The following is a 20335-nucleotide window of genomic DNA, read 5'->3' on the forward strand; positions in this document are numbered from 1 at the left end:
AGTGTTTGATGTTGCCTCGGGTGATTTATCATTACCCGCGACTTGGCCAGAGCAAGCTAAAAAGCCCAATTAGAGGGGGATGGTATCTCGCGGTATGACTTAGAGGTAACAGTTAGCGCGCCTTATTCTGGGGTGTCGATTTAATTCACCCCAGGAACAACTTAAAGACAACGCCGCCATCCATCCTGGGCCGGCTTCCACTTTGGCAATATATCAACCAAACAACAATCATTAGCAAAATATGATGAAAGTCAGGGCTGGCGCACCAACCTAAGCCATCACACCTAAATAGGTATTGTTACGCCAGTGCTCGTCTAAAACAGGAATGTTTTAGTTTAATAAATAAGCACCTGCCTACGTGGTGTAACAAATCAGCAGATGGCTGAAAATAAGTTTTTCTCTGACAATTAGTACCACTAACGTTTACGCACTCCAATACTCTCACACTGTCCATGATGTCGACAAAGTTATGCAAGGTATTACGCCACAAGTTATGTCTACGTATTTAGCATAAAACAATCACTAACAACCAGTCCTACCGCAACACTTACCACTTACAATATTCTAAGCCATTGCGTATCAATCCAAATTCAGTGTACACGTGTACGCTATATAAGTTGTGCATTGAAAAGCGCACTGATAGACTGAAGTCCAATGAGTCCACAAGATGTCTCTGGCTAACACATGACAATAAAAACCATGCCCAATAAACCAATAGCAACCAATGCAGGCTCGACACACCTTGACGGAAAATCACTGGCTGCGCCCTACTCTGTCGCAGAGGAAATGGCCAATAGCATTAGCCATGGCGTGGGTGTGGTTGCTGGTGTCTTAGGCACGCTATTCATGCTGGTGAAGGGCTATTCAGTGTTAAACCTTGTGCAACTGCTGGGGGTATTAGCTTATGGCCTCAGCATTGTTTTACTATTTCTATGCTCCACTTTATATCACAGCGTAAAAGATGCGGACTTAAAGAAGAAACTAAAACTGGCCGACCACTGCGCCATTTATTTACTGATAGCAGGCACTTATACGCCGCTGATGTTAATTAGCCTAGAGTCCGCTAGCGCCGATTATATTTTACTGGCGATATGGGGCTTGGCCTTAGCGGGGATAGTCTTTAAGACCTTATTTATTCATAAATTTGAAAAGCTAAGTTTGGTCTTATATTTAATTATGGGCTGGCTGTGCGTGACGGTTATGCCGGAATTAATTGCCAGTATGTCAGCGCTTGGATTTGGATTGTTACTTGCTGGTGGCTTATTTTACAGTGTCGGCGTGGTGTTTTATGCCAGTAAACGCATTCCTTATAACCATGCAATTTGGCATATATTTGTATTATTGGGCGCCTTAAGTCACTTTCTGTGCGTGTATCTCACTGTCATCTAATGATTAAGACGTAAACCCTTCATCAAAAAAGCACAAAGATAAGTCATCGCGACTTATCTTTGATTCATCTGCTCAAAAAGCTGCTGGATGCTATCGGCATTATCAGGTTCATTTAGCTGCTTAAATAATGCAATCACGCATTCAGCGGTTGAGAGCCCTGATGGCACTTGATTACGCCTAAGGGCATATTGCGAAGGCTCAGTCGGCAATAGCGGATACAAATATGCTTGTTGCAGATATGGGCTTTGACGCCACATCTTGCGAGCTTCTTGCCAGGTGGCATCTATCAGCACTAGCGCAGTGCACTCAGGCCCGCTCACAGAATTAGCATGTTTGCATGAATTAGCATTAGTATCTGCATCCATCAGGCTGGTGTGGGTGATTTCTGAACTAGGAAATACCAAACGCGCTTTACCACTGGCTAAGTCATTCACTAAGGCTTGATCTGGCGCTGTGCGTGACCACAAACGGCGTTCACACCGCAGGGGCAATGCATTAATAACCCATTGCCCGGTATTGCTGACCCGCTCGAACTCGCGTTCGTGGGTTAATAAGATAATGTTCAAGCAGACTATTTAAGCTTGCGAACTTTTTTCAGTGCCATTTGCTGCTTTAACTGCGACAAATGTTCGATGAAAATTTTGCCACGCAGATGATCAATCTCGTGTTGCAATACAATCGCTAAAAACTCATCTGTATCTATGACCAGTTCCTGACCTTCACGATCAAGTGCGGTCACTTTGACGCGTTGGAAGCGTTTAACTTTGGCATAAAAAGTAGGCACAGATAAACAGCCTTCTTCGCCTTCGTATTCGCCGCTTTGTTCAACGATTTCTGGGTTGATAAGCACCAATGGCTGATCGCGATTTTCTGATAAATCAATCACAATCACTGCATGTGGGCTACCGACTTGAGTGGCGGCTAAACCAATACCATCTTCGGTTTGATATAAAGTGTCTAACAAGTTATCGATAAGACCAGAAACTGCATTAACATCAGTGACTGTAGTGGCCGGACGCTTAAGGCGCTCATCTGGGACTCGTAAAATTTCTAAAACTGCCATTTTCTATTCTCTTGCATGTGCCATTTAACGCGGCCGTTATAATCTGGCGGCATTATCTATGAAAATGCACTAAATGGCCAAACACAATCACAGATTGCAGTAATCGATGGTTTTTTTGCGGGGATTTTCATCAAGTCATTCGATTCCAATTAACCATGGCCGCTACTCATCCGGTGCTAACCCTTGGTTGCTTATCATAACGTTGATGTTTAAGCTATTGCTCAGCAGATATCACGAGGTCAACCTGTGTTGAATAACAGCAAACCATTAAGCGATATTGAACGTATCCAAACCGTGGTAAAAATGATCCCCGCTGGGCAAGTATCCACCTATGGCCGCATTGCTGATTATGCTGGTCTGCCGCGCAAGGCTCGGTATGTGTCTTATGCGTTGGCGCAAGCAAGCCATGACTCACTGCCTTGGCACAGAGTGATTAATAGCCAAGGAAAAATCGCGATTGCAAAAGGAAATCCCTCTTATTTCAATCAAATAGAACTTTTACGTTTAGAAGCTATCCAAGTTAATAATGGCCGAGTTAATCTCAAGCAGTACCTTTGGCATCCGGACGCCGCCACACTCATTTTTTCATTATCTTTTTAGAGGGCATCCTACGATGAAATCCCGCATTTTTCTTGGTCTATCGCTGCTCTGCCCTATGGTTAGCGCCAGTGCTAGCGCCAATATCGACCCTGTCTTAGTCCCGCAGCAGGCAGAATATCAAGTCAATTATGGTGATATTGAACTGGGCAAAGCGCGCTATAACTTAGCGCCAGAGCAAGACAATCTTTATCGTTATCAATTTGATAGTGCACTGTCGTTAGTGGGTTTAAGCGATGTGCGCACTATTGTGAGTGAATTTTCAGTCTCCCCCACTAATCCGCGCCAATTAGTACCGGTTCGCTATTTTCAAGACAGAAGCGGCACAGGGCCAGACTATCAAGAACAAACCGCCTTTATTGGCGATTTAGGCAAAATCACCACGCGCTATAAAAAAGAGAAATTCGATTTCCCATTTGCCAGTGATATTTATGATCCCATGATGGTGCAGTTGCAGTTTCGTATGGATTTAGAGGCCGATAAAAAACCGCTTGATTATAAGATGGTGAAAGAAGGTGAAGTCGATGATTATCAATTCACCATTATCGGCAAAGAAAGAATGAAGATAGCCAGCGGCACCTATGACACTATCAAGATTGAAGTGGTGCGCGATAGCACTAAGCGCCAAACCTTTTTTTGGATGGCGCCCGACTTAGCCTATTTACCAGTGCGTCTTACACATTATGAAAAAGGCAGTAAGCAGTTAGATATTATGCTGCTAAGTTACCACTTCGCTGATGTGGCAACACTCGCCGCGCCGGAATAAACACCACTGCCCAGGCGCTAATGTCTGCCAATGCTCATTATCCGTCAGCGGCCGCGTGGCTATCACAGAAACCACATCGTTAGGTGTGGTTTCTTTATTAAAATCAATCACCACATCGGTATCGACTAATCTTGCCTCCCCAAATGGCGCCTTGCGAGTAATAAAACATAGATTATTACTGCAAAAACTCAGCAAATAATCCCCATCCGACAGCAACATATTAAACACGCCTAAGGCGCGCAGTTCATTCGCTAACGTGGCTATGTAATCAAATACTGCTCGTATCTCAGGTGGCGCTTGATAACCAAACTTATCCACCAGACTATCTAAAAGCCAACAAAAGGCGAGTTCGCTGTCAGTGTTGCCCACAGGGGTAAATCGCAAAGGGGTTAACTTGTCTTCGTAGTCAGTCAATTGACCATTATGGGCAAAAGTCCAATTGCGTCCCCATAACTCACGGCTAAACGGATGGGTATTGACCAAACATACGGCGCCGCGATTGGCTTGACGTATGTGACTAACCACCACTTCAGCTTTGATCGGGTAGCGTTTAATCAGTGAGGCAATTTCAGATTGGCTGCTCGGGCAAGCATCTTTAAAGGTGCGACTACCCTTACCTTCATAAAAGGTGATACCCCAACCATCAACATGCGGGCCTGTGATGCCACCACGTTCGGCTAATCCAGTGAAACTAAACACTATATCCGTTGGCACATTGGCGCTCATGGCCAATAACTCGCACATAAAATCTCCTTAACGACTCAAGCCAAATCGCAGTGTAACCCGCATAAAACCGAGTTTACACAACAAAGTTTCACATGCATTTAAACAATTGTTTAAATGATCTTGTATTCTTAATGATGAAAGTTTAACTTTTAGCCACCATTGAGGTCAGACCACAAGCAGAGCTTGTGAGTTGGACCAAAGTTTTAACCTGCAAGTTATGTTGGTAAATTTAGTCGAAAGGAGATTTACATGACTACCTCGATTTGGATCCTCGCGCTAATTGCCGTAATGGCGAGTGCGGCTTACCTCAGAGTCACTCTGATGTCGGCCACGCTAGCTATTGCTGTAGTTATTATTGTTGGTACTAGCATAGATGTTATAGGTTGGTACTCATGGCTAGTCTTTGCTGCCATTAGCTTACCTTTGAATGTCTCATCTTTCAGAGAAAGCGTTATCAGCCGGCCACTGCTAAAAATATATCGCGGTATCATGCCTGAAATGTCACGCACCGAAAAAGAAGCGATTGATGCAGGAACCACTTGGTGGGAAGCCGATTTATTTGCGGGTAATCCGGATTGGAAAAAACTCCATAACTATCCAGTGCCGCATTTATCTGTAGAAGAACAAGCGTTTATCAATGGCCCAGTTGAGCAAGTGTGCGCCATGTTAAATCAACATCAAGTGTCTCACCAGCTAGCCGACTTACCGCCTGAGATTTGGCAATACTTAAAAGAGCACGGCTTTTTTGCCATGATCATTAAGAAAAAGTACGGTGGTTTAGAGTTTTCAGCCTTCGCACAATCGCGGGTACTGCAAAAGCTCTCAGGTGTCAGTACTGAGCTGGCCTCAACCGTAGGGGTACCTAATTCATTAGGCCCTGGCGAGTTACTGCAACACTATGGCACTGAAGCGCAAAAGAATTATTATCTGCCGCGCCTAGCTAAAGGTGAAGATATCCCTTGTTTTGCTCTCACAAGCCCAGAAGCTGGCAGTGATGCGGGCTCTATTCCTGATGTTGGCATAGTGTGTAAAGGCCAATGGCAAGGTAAAGAAATTGTGGGTATGCGCTTAACATGGAACAAACGTTATATCACCCTAGCGCCAGTTGCGACTGTATTGGGGCTCGCGGTTAAATTGCACGACCCAGATAAGTTATTAGGTAATGTACGAGAGCTTGGTATCACCTGCGCCTTAATTCCCACCAACACCCCGGGGGTTGAAACCGGCCGTCGCCATTTCCCACTCAATTGTATGTTCATGAATGGTCCTACTCGCGGCCAAGACGTATTTGTACCGCTGGATTACATCATTGGTGGCCCAAGCATGGCTGGCCAAGGTTGGCGCATGCTGGTTGAATGTTTATCCGTAGGTCGCGGCATCACCTTACCTTCCAATGCCACTGGTGGCGTTAAGACTATGGCGTTAGCAACCGGCGCTTACGCCCGCATTCGCCGTCAGTTTAAACTGCCAATTGGTAAGCTTGAAGGCATTGAAGAGCCTATGGCGCGTATTGGTGGTAATGCTTATTTAATGGATGGCGTAACCAGTTTAACCACTACTGCCATTGATTTAGGTGAAAAGCCTTCAGTTATTTCCGCCATAGTTAAATATCACTTAACCGATAGAATGCAGCGCTCAATTATCGATGCCATGGATATTCATGGCGGTAAAGGCGTGTGTCTTGGCCCCAATAACTACCTTGGCCGTGGTTATCAAGCCGCGCCCATTGCCATTACCGTTGAAGGCGCCAATATTTTAACCCGCTCTATGATCATTTATGGACAAGGGGCTATTCGTTGCCATCCCTATGTATTAGCGGAAATGGACGCGGCCTTTAATCCAGACCCACATCAAGGACTGTGTGATTTTGATGCTGCCATTTTTGGCCATATTGGCTTTACCATCAGCAATTTAGTCAGAAGTGTATGGTTTGGGATCACAGGCTCACGCTTCAGCAATAGTCCTTATAGCGATCAAACTAAGCGGTATTATCAGCACCTTAATCGCCTCAGCGCCAATATGGCTTTGTTAAGCGATTTAGCCATGGCAACCCTAGGCGGCAATTTAAAACGCAAAGAGCGGATTTCAGCACGCCTTGGTGACATTCTAAGTCAAATGTATTTGGCAAGCGCTGCCCTTAAGCGCTATCAAGATGAAGGCCGTCAGAAGGCTGATTTACCCTTGCTGCAATGGGGCGTGGAAGATGCGTTATTTAAAGCGCAAACGGCATTAGATGAGTTGTTAGATAACTTCCCTACTAAGTTGGGCTTAGTGCTGCGTCCTTTAATCCTGCCTTTTGGTCGCCCATTTAAGCGCCCAAGCGATGTGCTTGATCATAAAGTCGCCGTCATTATGCAAACCCCAAGCGCCAGTCGCGAGCGTTTAGGCGCTGGTCAATTCTGGCAAAACTGCCCGAACAATGCCGTTGGCATTCAAGAGCAAACCTTGAGAGATATTCTGAAAGCTGAGCCCTTGTATGAGAAAGTCTGCCAAGCTAAAGGCGAAAAACTGCCCTTCATGTGGCTAGATAAAATTGCCGCAGAGGGTAAAGCGTTAGGCATATTGAAAGACGAGGAAGTGGAACTGTTAGTTCAAGCAGAAATTGGCCGAATGGCATCGATTAATGTCGATGATTTTGACCCGTTGGAATTAATGGCCAACAACCTCAGCAATGAGCGCGCCCACCAGGCAGCCTAGTCAATAGCGGGTCATTGGCGAATTCAGCGCCAGTTACACGCATTTAAAATGCCGGTTAACACCGGCATTTTTTATGAGCCAAATTCATGCAAACTGTTGGTAAGTGGTTAGTTATCACTGTTTGCTTGTAAGCTTGGCCTCACACTTAACCATTAAAAAACAGCCCTCATCTGAGGGCTATTTCTATGATGGTAAGGCAATGATTTACCTAAAGCCGCTTGCGACAAAACAAGCCAACTAAAGCAGTTCAAGTAACTTAAGTAACTTAAGTAACTGATTAAGTTAAGCGTAAGCTGATTACAGAATGCGTTTCAGCAAGAAACCAGCTTTAATACGGTTAATGCGAGTCATCAAGGTTTTTACTGGCGCAGGATACTCATCAATAGTATCAATCTGGCTGTAGTGATATAAGCGCTCAGTGTGAGTCAAAATGAACTCTTGCTCAGCTTTAAACATATCAGCCCATACTCCTTGCTCGTCACTCAGCAATAAGCCGTTTTCGAGATCCAGTGCCCACGCTCTTGGGTTCAGGTTAGAGCCTGTCAGCAAGTGGCGCTTATTATCGACACTTAAGCCTTTTAAATGAAAGCTGTTGTTCTCATGCTTCCAGATATGAATATTAAGCAAACCATTATCTATGGCCCATTGCTGCTTAGTGACAAACTTTCGCAGTGATTGCTCGTACAGATAAGGGACGCCGCCAATAGTGTTAAACGGCTTATCTGGTGAGATATAAAAATCATTAGCCGTTTTATCACCCACGACTATGTCGAGGCGCTTGCCATTGCGTAAATGCTTATTCAGCGCCCGCACTAAGGCCAAAGGTGGATTAAAGTAAGGCGTACAAATAAAAGCTGACTGCTCACTTTGATCTATCATCGCTAAGATGGCGCGGTTAAGCTGATTGTTTTTGCGACCTAGACCAATGAGTGGCGTAACCCGAGTCCCAAATTTTTGTGGTGTGAATTGATAACGAGCCGCCCCTAAACGCTTTTTAAAATTGCGGATGTCAACTTTAGCTGGCAAGACTTCATCACTTGGCTGCTGCGTCAAACTTGTTACGGCAGGATCATTGACTAGGCTTGATAACATCAATTCGCGCATGCTAGTAGCAAGTTCAGGCGATTCAATCACATAGTAGCGGTCAAAACGATAGCGATCGAATTGTTGCAGGTAGATATTATTGAGACTCGCACCGCTATACAGTACGGTATCGTCAATCACAAAACCTTTAAGGTGTAATACGCCCATGAGTTCACGGGTTTTAACCGGAACACCTAAGATATCAATTGGATGCTCTGCCAACTGGTTGACTTGACGGTAACGTAAATAGTTACCACTATCGCCATTATGACCAATCAAACCACGACGAGCACGATGAAAATCAACAAACACCTTAACGTCTAACGCCGGGTTTTGTTGTTTAGCCGCCATCAGCGCATCAAGAACCTCACGCCCAGCTTCGTCGTCTTCAAGATACAAGGCGGCCAAATAAATGGCATGCTTTGCACTTGCGATACGCTGGAGCAACTCATTCTTAAATAGCTTTGGTTCTAATAACCAATGCAAAGATTCTGGTTCTAGTCTTATCCCACCAAGCTTACTCAGCAAGGCTTCCTCCTTAAACAAAATAAATGGCAAACTTATCGTGTCGGTATCGATTGTGGAGAATTTCATCAAATTGCCAATATAAACAATAAGGTGAGAAATTACCGACTTAGTTAACAATGGGCAAGCGTTTTCGCCCTAAACTCAGATAAATGCCTAAAGCTGTGCATCATAGCAGTTAAAACGTTCATAGAAAATCATGCTTATGTTGGTTAACCACATTTAATAAACCTTGCCCCTAGGCTGTGACCAGCACACTTGTTACAATCAAACATCACGTTTTTGAGACTGTTTTATGACTAAATCTGCATTGTTATCGGCATTATTAACCTTAGTGCTGACCTTAGTGGCCGCTTATGGACTGTTCCATTTTAAGAGCCAGCTCGGCTTGTTTATTGTTCCTATATTTATGTTATTAGTCTTTATGGTGACTTTTACCTTGCATCGTTTGCTTGAATCAAAAATGCCGCAAGATGTATGAAAATCATTACCTTAGCAGTACTCAGCGCGTTAGCCTTTAGTAGTCACTCTTATGCGAGTGACTTACCGTCTTTAGGGGATGCTGTCACTCAACATAAGTCCCTCACGACTCATAACGCGCTGTGGCTGTTATGGCCTGACAAACAAATACAAACCGTAAATGCTAATCAACTATTAATTCCGGCGAGCACCCAAAAACTACTAGTGACCACCGCGGCAGTGCTCGCTCTAGCGCCAAATGTAAGCTTTGATACTGAGCTCACCGTCACAGGCTCACTAGAAAACCATGTGCTAAACGGCAATATTCATATCAACTATAGCGGCGATCCTAGCTTTTCCCTTGATAAGCTCCATCAATTATTATCTGAGCTCTCGCGCTTAGGCATTATGCACATTGCTGGCGATATTATTTTATCCCACCAACAACTGCACTTACCTAGCTATCCTGATGAGCGAGCGTCAGGCTGGTTGTGGGATGAATTATCTATTTGTTACGCAGCCCCCGTCAGTGCCTTCAACATCAATGGCAATTGCCAACAGGCAAGCTTAAGCGCGGCAGGATTATCAAGCAGCATTACAGCCATAGCCCCTAACATCCTTGAACTCACCAGCACGGCGCAATTTAGCGATAACGCTGAGTGTGTGCTGAGAGCAAGCCAAATCGGCGTTAATAAAACTCAACTTAGCGGCTGCATAAACACAAGCTCCACCGTTAACTTGCGCCTTGCCATTGATTCGCCACAAGTGGCCAATCAAGCACTTATTCGCCAATGGTTAATTGCGCAGAATATTACCTTAAACGGTGATATTAGGGCGCGGCAACAACACGAAGAGAGTCAGGCTACATCACTCGAGCTCACGACTGGCAACACTAGCCCAACTGCTAAAAAAATCATGCCATCGCACAGCCTACAAGAGCTGATACAACAATGCTTACTGGATTCAAACAATTTAATTGCGGATTCACTACTCAAACAATTAGGCCAGAAAACATATCAAGAATGGAGTTTCGCCGCTGGCGTTAGGGCCATGGTGAGTATTTTACAAGACGCAGGAATCACCCTTGATGGCGCTAGCTTTGAAGATGGCTCAGGCTTATCGCGCTATAACCAAATGACAGCCGCGCAGCTTGGACAAGTGCTGCAATTAATTAATAGCGACCCCAAACTTGCGGTGATTAAACGCAGCTTACCCATAGCGGGTAAGTCAGGAACCCTGAGATATAAATCTGGATTCACCAAGGAGCCTTTAGCGGGCGTGGTAGCGGCCAAAACCGGTGGTATGGCGGGTGTGAATAATTTAGCAGGATACTTAACAACCCCACAAGGTGAGGTAAGTTTTGTCATTCTAGAAAATGGTGTACCTGGTACCAACGCCATTAAATCACAATCATTCCCAAATACGCGTAAGGAACAAGTTAAGCCACAAGTTAAGGAACAAGTTAATCCCCCCGCAGCATACTTGCCCTTGGCACCGATAATTTTAAAGCAAGTACTGCAACAGAGCCATTAACGACAATGCGGACTCGATAGTCCGCATTGCATTATGAGCTTAACAAGCATCAAATTTTTTGATGATTGAATTAACTACTTAAAACCATTCAGCCAAAGGCGCCATAATGGTGTGCTCACCACTATTGACTTGCGCTAGATGGTAATCAGATTTAGCCAGTAACTTATTGATGTAAAAATCGGCGATCGCCAGCTTTCTTTGTTTAAACGATAAGGTTTCACTGGTCGCTAACGCGCTCATTTTCAACCAGTAGTAGCCGTAAATTGCATAACCAAAAGCATCGAGATAATCAACCGCCACGGCATTAACTAAATGCGGTGACTCAAGTTTTTGCTGATTAATCACTGTGCCACTTTTAATCAGTGCCTGCAGTCGCTCTTTTACCGCTAATGCATGAGTTGCATTAACATCGAGCTCATCAATTTCTTGTATAACTTCATCAATAAATTGCTGCAAAGTTTCAAGATTATCACCCAGAACTTTCCGTCCTAGGAAATCCAGGGCCTGGATACCATTGGTACCTTCATAGATTTGGGCAATTCGGGTGTCTCGCACCAGTTGCTCAATACCAGACTCACGAATATAACCATGCCCACCAAAGACTTGCTGCGCCATAATAGTCACATCTAAGCCTCTATCCGTGAGGAAGGCTTTAGCTACCGGCGTTAATAGACCTACATAGCGTGATGCTTTTGCTTTAATGGCATCATCTTGGCTAAATTTTGCTAAATCAAGCTGTTGACCAGTATGCAGGGCTAATGCGCGCCCGGCTTCGGTTAAACTTGCTATGGTAAGCAGCATGCGGCGCACATCACCATGAACAATAAGCGGCGCTTGTTGATCGCCCCCCCCTACTGCTTGGCCTTGTAAACGCTCTTTGGCATAAGTGCCCGCCATTTGATAAGCCGCCTGCGAGCAGCCTAATCCTTGAATGCCTATGGCCAGACGCTCATAGTTCATCATAGTAAACATACACACTAGGCCGCGATTGGCTTTACCAATCAAAAATCCGCGAGCATTGTCATAATTCATCACACAAGTGGCCGAACCTTTAAGCCCCATTTTGTGTTCGATTGAACCTACGGTAACACCATTGAGACCCGCTATCGATTGGTCGGAATTAACAGTAAACTTAGGCACTAAAAACAAAGATAAGCCATTAGAATCTGGTAACTTAGCTAACACTAAGTGAATGACGTTTTCAGTTAAATCGTGATCGCCACCAGTGATAAAAATCTTACTGCCGGTGATCAAATAACTATCATCATCCTGCGGCTCAGCTTTAGTTCGAATGTTTCTTAAATCAGAACCCGCTTGCGGCTCTGTCATATCCATAGCGCCTGACCACTCGCCTGAATATAACTTAGGTAAAAACGTCTGTTTCAATTCATCAGTGCCATGGGCATGAATGCATAATGCCGCGCCAGCCGTTAATGAGTTATATAAGGTAAAGGCGTTACAGGCACCGTAACCCATCTCATCCACAAGTAAGCCCAACATTTTTGGCATTCCCATACCGCCAAAATCCAGTTCACCACATAATCCTATCCAGCCGCCCTCAACAAATTCTTGATAAGCCTGTTGATACCCCTCAGGAGTGATTACTTGGCCGTCAGCAAAGCTGACACCTTGTTCATCGCCACTACGATTTAATGGATAAAGTAAATTTTTACTTAAGTTGGCAGACTCATCTAGGATAGCTAACGCTGTATCCATATCGATATGTTCTGCTAACGGCGCAATCCTCGCCCACATTTGGCGAGCATCAAAAACCTTGTCTAACAGAAAACGCATTTCATCAAGCGGAGCTTCATATGGATACATGACTGATTCTCAAAAGATAATTTTAAACACTTGTTTAATTTACCTGCTATTAACAGACAAATAAAGCCTTGGCGCTACTTAAATAAGAGTTTGTGATTGTTGTTAGCTAAATTTATTCGGCAGGCTTTTTACTTTATGAGCCAAGACTGGCTAAGGGCCAATTTATCTAAGAAAGACTGGATAATGCTATGACGGTAATAGTGAACTGGGTGATTAATTAGAAGGATATCGATAGTGACCGAGTCAATTAACAAGGCCACTATCGCAACTATGATTACCAGATTAAATCGTCAGGGATAACATAATCGGCATATGGATCATCTTGTTCGATAATCTCTTGAGTATTGTTCTCTTTAGTCCACAAATAACCGCACCATTCAGGCACTAATAACTGCACTCTTTCAGCCAATTTATGCGGTACTAAGTAACTTTTGTCTTCATAGCGCACAATACCTAACTGCCCTCTTAACAACGACTGTTGTAAGGCTTCGGTCAGATAAATCGAGTAAATTTTTGTGCCTAAGGTAAAGTTAAATTTAACGTCACCGCTCGTAGGAATAGTTAACGCTGAGCGCGTAAATTCAGTAATTAAACTTCTTACCTGACCTTGAGCCTGCGCCTTAGCAAAACGCTCTTCATTTAAAGCTTTATCTTTCGCCGCTTGCGCTAACTTTTGTTCAGCCACTTGTTGTTTAAACTCGGAACTGCCATCGTCAACTCTGGCTTTCTTTTGCCGTCTTTGCTGCGTTTTAACATCACGCGCTTTTTGTTTACTGGCAAGACCTGCCTTTAACAGCTGTTCTTGTAATGCATTTGCCATATTAAGACCTTATTTGAATTTAAACTTTGTTCAAAAATGCTAGAACTCATACATCAACAGACACCTCATAAGTTCGAGATATCGGTCAAGTTTAGCCTTTATACAAAGAGTGATGAATACTATGCAGCATTTGCAAAGGATCGGCTGCCTGAGTAATAGGTCTGCCAATCACTAAATAATCCGAACCGGCAGCGATGGCTTGTGCCGGGGTCATGATGCGATGTTGATCGCCCTTATCACTGCCCTCAGGGCGTATGCCTGGAGTGATTAATTTGAAATGATCACCTAATTGCTGGCGTAACACAGTGGCCTCTTGCGCAGAACATACGACACCTTTAAGTCCTGCTTCTTGCGTCAATTTAGCTAAGCGCAATACATGCTCTTGAATTGGCGTATTAATGCCTAATAAGGCTAAATCTTGCTGACTAGTAGAGGTTAATACCGTAACTGCAATCAAGATTGGCGCATTATCACCAAAAGGTAATAAGGCTTGTCTAGCTGCTTGCATCATAGCTAAACCGCCACTGGCATGCACATTGGTCATCCACACACCTAAGTCTGCGGTAGCAGCAACTGCCTTAGCGACTGTATTAGGAATATCATGAAATTTAAGATCCAAAAACAAATCGAAGCCACGACTATGGATATCTTTAACCAACTGCGGTCCAAATAAGGTAAACATCTCTTTACCTACTTTTAAACGGCACATTTCAGGGTCAAGTTTATCAATTAAACTCAATGCAGCATGTTTATTGTCATAATCTAATGCTACTACAATAGGCTTCGCGGTCATTCTAACTCCAAACTAAAGCGATTTTATTATTCACCATCCAATCCTTTAATGCGGCTAATGCTGCCCCAGTGCTTACATGAAGGACAGTGCCAATAGAGCGCGTGGGAAGGAAAGCCACATTCTTTACAACGAAAGGATGGTCGGGTTTTTATTTGCTGCTCAACTAATTGAGCAAGTAGGCTCAAACTTTGTTTAGCTTGGCCATGTTCTGCTTGCTGCAAATGAATTTGCATCAAGTGTTGGAATCCTTTCATGGTGGGATGGTGATAAAGAGTATCTAACACTAACTTTTCAGCATGTTGTATATCCCCTTGTTCCTCCAACCACTGCGCTAAAGCAATGACAGCACTCGCGCCCGCGCCTTTCTCAATAGCTTGCAGTAATAAGTCATGAAAGCCTTCGCTATCTTGCTCAGCAATATACACTTCGCGAGCCAGTGCTAAGGCATCGGTAAATAACATCACATCAGCATTAAGCAATTGCAATAATACCTGCTTACACTGGCGCAATTGGCCTTCTTGCTGATACAGACGAGCTAAGGTGATGAAAGCGCGACCACACGCAGAGTCTTGTTTAACGGCTTGCAGTAAATACTTTATCTTTTTGTCGTTATCAACTTGTTCTTGCGCTAATTCACAATAAAAATGCGCAATCACAGGTTTAAGAGTTTGCTGACGTTTACGTGATAATTTCCGTGTAACATCAATGGCTTTTTGCCATTCTTTAGTGATTTGGTAAATTTCAATCAGTAAGGTTTCAGCTTCTTCACTATGATCGTCCTGACTCACTAACTTAAGGAAAATCTCTTCAGCCCGATCGTAAAATCCGGCCGCATGATAATCTTTGCCCAATTCCATCATGGCTAAATCTTGCTGATCTTGGGGTAAATGAGGTCGAGCAATAAGATTTTGATGGATGCGAATAGCGCGGTCGACTTCGCCACGTTTACGAAACAAAGACCCCAGAGATAGATGAGTATCGATAGTGTCGTCATCAACATCTAACATACTGATAAACAGATCGACGGCTTTATCCGATTCGTTAGAAAGCAGAAAATTTAACCCAGTAAAATAATCATGGCTTAATTTTTTGTTCTGCTGCTGCTCTTTTTGCCGCAGGTTACGTTGTCCCATGTACCAGCCATAGGCGGCAGCAATTGGCAAAAGTAAAAATAATAGCTCTAACATATCAAACCTGTTTGTCCGAGATAACAGCGTTCTCGGTGCCAACAGCAGACGTTCCTAATTTCAATTGAACTTCTAACTGAGTGACTTGCTTACTCAAGCGACGGTTAGCTAACTTGTGCTTAGTCAAATGATAAAATGCGACTAACCAACTGATCAAAAAACCCATTAAAAATACACAAGCCAATACCACAGGAAGATGAAACTCTCCCCGAGCGACAAAATAGCTAATAGTTACCATCTGGTCATTACTCGCCCCAAACAGTAACCCTAAGGTAAAAAGAACCACAATAAAAACAGCAACCACAAATGATCTCACGCTAGACTCCTTAACGTGTTTCAATAACTTGATTATCCAAGAAATTGACGGCCCTGACCAGTAATGCTGTGCAATAGATATAAAAAAGCCTCCATAAGGAGGCTTTTTAAATAATCAGTGATTATGAGTTAGGTGCATCAACACGTTCACGCAACTCTTTGCCAGGCTTAAAGTGCGGTACATATTTGCCTTCCAATTCAACAGATGTTCCTGTCTTAGGATTACGACCAACACGTGGCGCACGATAATGAAGCGAAAAACTACCAAAACCACGGATTTCTATACGATCACCGCTTTCAAGTGTGGAAGCCATTTGCTCCAACATTTCTTTAATAGCACTTTCAACTTCTTTAGCCGACAGTTGCGACTGCCTGCTGGCAAGTTTTTCGATCAGTTCGGATTTAGTCATCCTAGCTACCCCTATTATCAAGCCAAATTACAGTCGCCCAACGGGAGCGTAGTGCTCCCGAACCACAGGCGATTATTTACGAGCTGCTTTGAAAGCTTCAGCCATTGCATTACTAATAACAGCGTCATCTTGTTTGTTCAAGTTAGCCATTACTTCTTTCTCTTCAGCTTCGTCTTTCGCTTTGATAGACAGGCTGATGGTGCGGTTCTTACGATCCACGCCCATGAACTTGGCTTCAACAGCTTGACCTACTGTGAATTCCTCAGAAGCATCTTCGATACGTTCACGAGAAATATCAGCTACACGGATGTAACCTTCAACAGAATCAGCCAATTCAACAGTCACACCTTTAGCGTCAACAACAGTAACGGTACCGTGAACGATAACGCCTTTCTTCTTGTCAGCTAAGTATGCATTGAATGGATCGTCTTCAGTCTGCTTAACACCCAGGCTGATACGCTCGCGCTCAGGATCAACAGACAGAACCACGGCAGTGATTTCGTCGCCTTTCTTGTATTCGCTTACTGCGTCTTCGCCAGTACCGTTCCAGGTAATGTCAGACAGGTGAACCAGACCATCGATACCACCGTCAAGACCGATGAAGATACCGAAGTCAGTGATTGACTTGATCTTACCAGTTACTTTATCGCCTTTAGCGAAACGGTTTGCGAAATCATCCCATGGGTTAGTCTTACACTGCTTCAGACCCAGAGAAATACGACGACGCTCTTCATCGATGTCCAGAACCAGAACTTCAACTTCATCACCTAAGTTAACAACTTTAGATGGGTGAATGTTCTTGTTAGTCCAATCCATTTCAGAAACGTGTACCAGACCTTCAACGCCTTCTTCGATTTCTACGAAGCAGCCATAGTCAGTCAGGTTAGTCACACGGCCTTTCAGCTTAGTGCTTTCTGGGTAACGCTTGCTGATTTCCAACCATGGATCTTCACCCAGTTGCTTCAGACCCAGAGAAACACGAGTGCGCTCACGATCGTACTTCAGTACTTTAACATTGATTTCATCACCAACGTTTACGATCTCAGATGGGTGCTTAACACGCTTCCAAGCCATATCGGTGATGTGCAACAGACCGTCTACACCGCCTAAGTCTACGAATGCACCGTAGTCAGTCAGGTTCTTAACGATACCTTTAACAGCTTGACCTTCTTGCAGGTTTTCAAGCAGAGCATCACGCTCAGCGCTGCTTTCAGATTCGATAACTGCACGACGAGAAACAACAACGTTGTTACGCTTCTGATCCAGCTTGATTACCTTGAATTCCAGCTCTTTGTTTTCCAGGTGAGCAGTGTCACGTACAGGACGGACGTCAACCAGAGAACCAGGCAGGAACGCACGGATACCGTTTAATTCAACGGTGAAACCGCCTTTAACTTTACCATTGATGATACCAATAACAGTTTCAGCATCTTCATAGGCTTTTTCCAGAACGATCCAAGCTTCATGGCGCTTAGCTTTTTCGCGAGACAGTTGAGTCTCACCAAAGCCATCTTCAACGCTGTCCAGAGCTACATCAACTTCGTCGCCTACAGCGATTTCCAGTTCACCCTGTGCGTTTTTGAATTGCTCAGCTGGGATTGGGCTTTCAGATTTCAGGCCCGCGTCAACCAGTACCATGCCGTTCTTGATCGATACTACAGTACCACGAACGATAGAGCCTGGACGGAATTCCAGTTGTTGAAGGGATTGTTCAAACAGATCAGCAAAAGATTCAGTCATGTTTAATTAACTTTAAGTAATAAACCACGAGTCAACCATGAACGTGGAGTCAGTAATATAATCCATCACATCCTTATGATGAATACCTCCGATACCCGCGTTAAAGGCGCGTATCAGATAATTTTTCAACAATATGTTTGATAGCAATATCTAACACTTGTTCGATACCTAAACCGGTAGTATCAATAACCAACGCATCTTCTGCGGGTACTAACGGTGCGACAGCTCGATTCATGTCACGCTCATCGCGCTCTATGATTTCTGCCAAAAGGCGATCGATATTACCATCGAAGCCTTTGTCCTGCAACTGATTATAGCGTCTTCGAGCACGCTCTTGTGCAGATGCAGTTAAATAAATTTTTGCGGGAGATTCGGGGAAAACAACTGTGCCCATATCTCGACCGTCTGCCACTAGACCTGGTGAGGTTCTAAAAGCGCGTTGGCGACGCAATAATGCTTCACGTACGCGAGGAAATGCGGCCACTTTTGAGGCTGCATTGGAGCACTCTTGGGTTCTAATGTCATTGGTGACATCTTCACCTTCGAGAACGACTTTAATGCCGTTGCTTCCATGCCCGGTTTGAAATTGCACATCAAGATGAGCGGCCAATAATGTGATGGCTTCTTCATTATCAAGTTCAACATTATGATGCATAGCAGCCAGTGCTAATACTCGATAAATTGCCCCACTATCCAGTAAGTGCCAACCTAATCGTTGTGCTAATAAGTGACAAATAGTACCTTTACCAGCACCACTTGGCCCGTCGACTGTAACTACAGGCGCTTGTTCTGACATATAATCCTCCAAAATTATCCACCCCTTCCCTGGTTTACTCACACCACTAGAGATATTCCCTGAAATGAGCGCGCAGCATTATATACCAGTTGACCGCAAAAGCTTGGGTAAATTTCAAAATGCACCGTCAAATGATCATAAAACTTGCAGATTATGCCTAAAACCCTTGTATTTTAGGCACAAATAGCTGTGATTAACTGCTGGTTAAACGTGCAAACTCGTTAAAAAACTCAGGAAATGTCTTGGAGGTACATTCTGGATCGTTAATGGTGATACCTTCGTTGGCAAAACTCAGCAACGAGAAGCACATTGCCATGCGATGATCATTATAAGTATCTATATTCGCAGTAGTTATTTTTGCAGGCGGCGTGATGCAAATATAGTCTTCGCCCTCTTCAATCAGCGCGCCAACTTTTCTTAATTCACACGCCATTGCCGCTAATCTGTCAGTTTCTTTTATGCGCCAATTATAAATATTGCGAAGACAGGTGGTTCCTTTCGCAAATAAGGCTGTGGTTGCTATGGTCATGGCAGCATCAGGAATATGATTCATATCCATATCAATAGCATGTAGGTTCGAGCGTTTTGCAATAATAAAATCATCCCCCCACTCTATATCTGCGCCCATGGCAGCTAAGGCATCAGCAAACTTTATATCGCCTTGAATCGATAAACGCCCGACTCCAGTGACTTTAACCTCACGTCCTGCAATCGCGCCCGCGGCCAAAAAATAAGACGCGGAAGAGGCATCACCCTCAACTAGCACTTGCCCTGGTGACACATAGGTTTGCCCAGATAACACAGTAAAACGCTGATAGTTATCATTAGTGACAGTTACCCCAAATTTTTTCATTAAATCCAAGGTGATATCTATATAAGGTTTAGAGACTAAATCGCCAAATATATTGATGATAACTGTCTCTTTGGCAAGGGGCGCAACCATTAGTAAGGCAGTTAAATATTGGCTTGACAAACTGCCGTCAATGGCCACGTTTCCACCATTTAGGCCTGTTGCTGTAATTTTTAGTGGTGGATAACCTGGACGTTTGAGATATTCAATATCAGCGCCTAACGCCCGCAAAGCGTCCACTAAATCGCCTATAGGACGCTCTTCCATGCGCGGCTCGCCCACTAAAGTAAATTGCCCTGCGCCCAAGGTTAATGCCGCACATAATGGCCGCATGGCGGTACCAGCATTGCCTAAGAACAATTCTTGCGCTTGCTGACTATTAATACTCCCGCTTAAGCCCTTAATCTCGCATACGGTATTATTATTGCTAAGCGTAAAAGGTACGCCTAACTGGCGTAACGCATTTTGCATATGACGAATATCATCTGAATCAAGCAAGTTTGTAAGTCGTGTGGTACCACTAGCTAACGTTGCTAGCAGCAATGCCCGATTGGAAATACTTTTTGAGCCTGGAATATTGATTTCACCGGTAATGTTTTGAACTGGGGCTAAAAAAAGTTGATTCATAGAACTCTCATCTACTGGTACGGGTTAAAAAATTGTCCTTAGCGAACAGAGTTAATGACAAAGTCCTAATCAAGAGTACTCAGCCTATGCTTAAGTTACTTAACTAGTTTGATCATTCAAGTGATTTTTTATCTT

Annotated in this window: 19 protein-coding genes; 6 read left to right on the top strand and 13 right to left on the bottom strand. The window is 44.0% G+C overall.

The window, feature by feature from the left end:
- Window positions 1–699 precede the first annotated feature (699 nt).
- Complete coding sequence (gene trhA / locus AC1HDP_RS04185; RefSeq protein ID WP_479639820.1) at window positions 700–1389, top strand: PAQR family membrane homeostasis protein TrhA; 690 nt, start codon at window positions 700–702, stop codon at window positions 1387–1389.
- A 53-nt stretch (window positions 1390–1442) separates the two neighbouring features.
- Here trhA and AC1HDP_RS04190 read toward each other — a convergent pair whose 3' ends face one another.
- Complete coding sequence (locus tag AC1HDP_RS04190) at window positions 1443–1955, bottom strand: DTW domain-containing protein (RefSeq protein ID WP_479637780.1); 513 nt, start codon at window positions 1953–1955, stop codon at window positions 1443–1445.
- 5 nt (window positions 1956–1960) lie between these two features.
- Window positions 1961–2452 carry a peptide deformylase gene (gene def / locus AC1HDP_RS04195; RefSeq protein WP_140932637.1) on the bottom strand — a complete coding sequence of 164 codons (492 nt, stop codon included), beginning with the start codon at window positions 2450–2452 and terminating at the stop codon, window positions 1961–1963.
- A 246-nt stretch (window positions 2453–2698) separates the two neighbouring features.
- On the opposite strand from def, the gene AC1HDP_RS04200 reads away from it, so the two are divergent.
- Window positions 2699–3052 (top strand): MGMT family protein, encoded by a 354-nt coding sequence (locus tag AC1HDP_RS04200; protein WP_479637781.1) that lies wholly within the window; start codon window positions 2699–2701, stop codon window positions 3050–3052.
- Window positions 3053–3107: 55 nt separating this feature from the next.
- Window positions 3108–3815, top strand: a complete 708-nt coding sequence (locus AC1HDP_RS04205; protein WP_479639821.1) for a DUF3108 domain-containing protein — start codon at window positions 3108–3110, stop codon at window positions 3813–3815.
- Here AC1HDP_RS04205 and AC1HDP_RS04210 read toward each other — a convergent pair.
- Window positions 3768–4559 carry a class II glutamine amidotransferase gene (locus AC1HDP_RS04210; protein WP_479637782.1) on the bottom strand — a complete coding sequence of 264 codons (792 nt, stop codon included), beginning with the start codon at window positions 4557–4559 and terminating at the stop codon, window positions 3768–3770. The genes AC1HDP_RS04205 and AC1HDP_RS04210 overlap by 48 nt on opposite strands.
- 231 nt (window positions 4560–4790) lie before the next feature.
- On the opposite strand from AC1HDP_RS04210, the gene fadE reads away from it, so the two are divergent.
- Window positions 4791–7238, top strand: coding sequence for an acyl-CoA dehydrogenase FadE (gene fadE, locus AC1HDP_RS04215; RefSeq protein ID WP_479637783.1), 2448 nt, complete (start codon window positions 4791–4793; stop codon window positions 7236–7238).
- A 297-nt stretch (window positions 7239–7535) separates the two neighbouring features.
- On the opposite strand, the gene pssA is transcribed toward fadE, so the two are convergent.
- Window positions 7536–8849: a CDP-diacylglycerol--serine O-phosphatidyltransferase gene (gene pssA / locus AC1HDP_RS04220; protein ID WP_479639822.1), complete on the bottom strand. Its 1314-nt coding sequence runs from the start codon at window positions 8847–8849 to the stop codon at window positions 7536–7538.
- A gap of 292 nt (window positions 8850–9141) precedes the next feature.
- Between pssA and AC1HDP_RS04225 the strand changes: the two genes are divergently transcribed.
- Window positions 9142–9327 carry a hypothetical protein gene (locus AC1HDP_RS04225; RefSeq protein WP_140932642.1) on the top strand — a complete coding sequence of 62 codons (186 nt, stop codon included), beginning with the start codon at window positions 9142–9144 and terminating at the stop codon, window positions 9325–9327.
- A complete protein-coding gene (dacB, locus tag AC1HDP_RS04230; protein WP_479637784.1) occupies window positions 9324–10838 on the top strand; it encodes a D-alanyl-D-alanine carboxypeptidase/D-alanyl-D-alanine endopeptidase in 1515 nt (504 codons plus the stop codon). Before AC1HDP_RS04225 ends, dacB begins: the two co-directional genes overlap by 4 nt.
- 78 nt (window positions 10839–10916) lie before the next feature.
- On the opposite strand, the gene AC1HDP_RS04235 is transcribed toward dacB, so the two are convergent.
- The 9 genes from AC1HDP_RS04235 to aroA form a co-directional block, all read right to left on the bottom strand.
- Window positions 10917–12662 carry an acyl-CoA dehydrogenase family protein gene (locus AC1HDP_RS04235; protein ID WP_479637785.1) on the bottom strand — a complete coding sequence of 582 codons (1746 nt, stop codon included), beginning with the start codon at window positions 12660–12662 and terminating at the stop codon, window positions 10917–10919.
- A 274-nt stretch (window positions 12663–12936) separates the two neighbouring features.
- Window positions 12937–13482, bottom strand: coding sequence for a DUF2058 domain-containing protein (locus tag AC1HDP_RS04240; protein WP_479637786.1), 546 nt, complete (start codon window positions 13480–13482; stop codon window positions 12937–12939).
- 91 nt (window positions 13483–13573) lie between these two features.
- Window positions 13574–14275, bottom strand: a complete 702-nt coding sequence (gene pyrF, locus AC1HDP_RS04245; protein WP_479637787.1) for an orotidine-5'-phosphate decarboxylase — start codon at window positions 14273–14275, stop codon at window positions 13574–13576.
- A 26-nt stretch (window positions 14276–14301) separates the two neighbouring features.
- Window positions 14302–15462, bottom strand: coding sequence for a lipopolysaccharide assembly protein LapB (gene lapB / locus AC1HDP_RS04250; RefSeq protein ID WP_479637788.1), 1161 nt, complete (start codon window positions 15460–15462; stop codon window positions 14302–14304).
- A gap of 1 nt (window position 15463) precedes the next feature.
- On the bottom strand, window positions 15464–15778 hold the full coding sequence (locus AC1HDP_RS04255) for a LapA family protein (RefSeq protein WP_479637789.1): 315 nt from the start codon (window positions 15776–15778) through the stop codon (window positions 15464–15466).
- Window positions 15779–15899: 121 nt separating this feature from the next.
- Window positions 15900–16187, bottom strand: coding sequence for an integration host factor subunit beta (ihfB, locus tag AC1HDP_RS04260; protein WP_140932649.1), 288 nt, complete (start codon window positions 16185–16187; stop codon window positions 15900–15902).
- A gap of 72 nt (window positions 16188–16259) precedes the next feature.
- On the bottom strand, window positions 16260–17927 hold the full coding sequence (rpsA, locus tag AC1HDP_RS04265) for a 30S ribosomal protein S1 (protein ID WP_140932650.1): 1668 nt from the start codon (window positions 17925–17927) through the stop codon (window positions 16260–16262).
- A gap of 100 nt (window positions 17928–18027) precedes the next feature.
- The gene (gene cmk / locus AC1HDP_RS04270) at window positions 18028–18723 is read right to left on the bottom strand and encodes a (d)CMP kinase (protein ID WP_140932651.1); all 696 of its coding nucleotides are present in this window, start codon (window positions 18721–18723) and stop codon (window positions 18028–18030) included.
- Between the two features lie 193 nt (window positions 18724–18916).
- Entirely contained in the window at window positions 18917–20200 is a 1284-nt protein-coding gene (gene aroA / locus AC1HDP_RS04275; RefSeq protein WP_479637790.1) for a 3-phosphoshikimate 1-carboxyvinyltransferase, read from the bottom strand.
- Window positions 20201–20335: the final 135 nt, after the last annotated feature.

The sequence above is a fragment of the Shewanella sp. ISS20 genome, assembly GCF_056522965.1.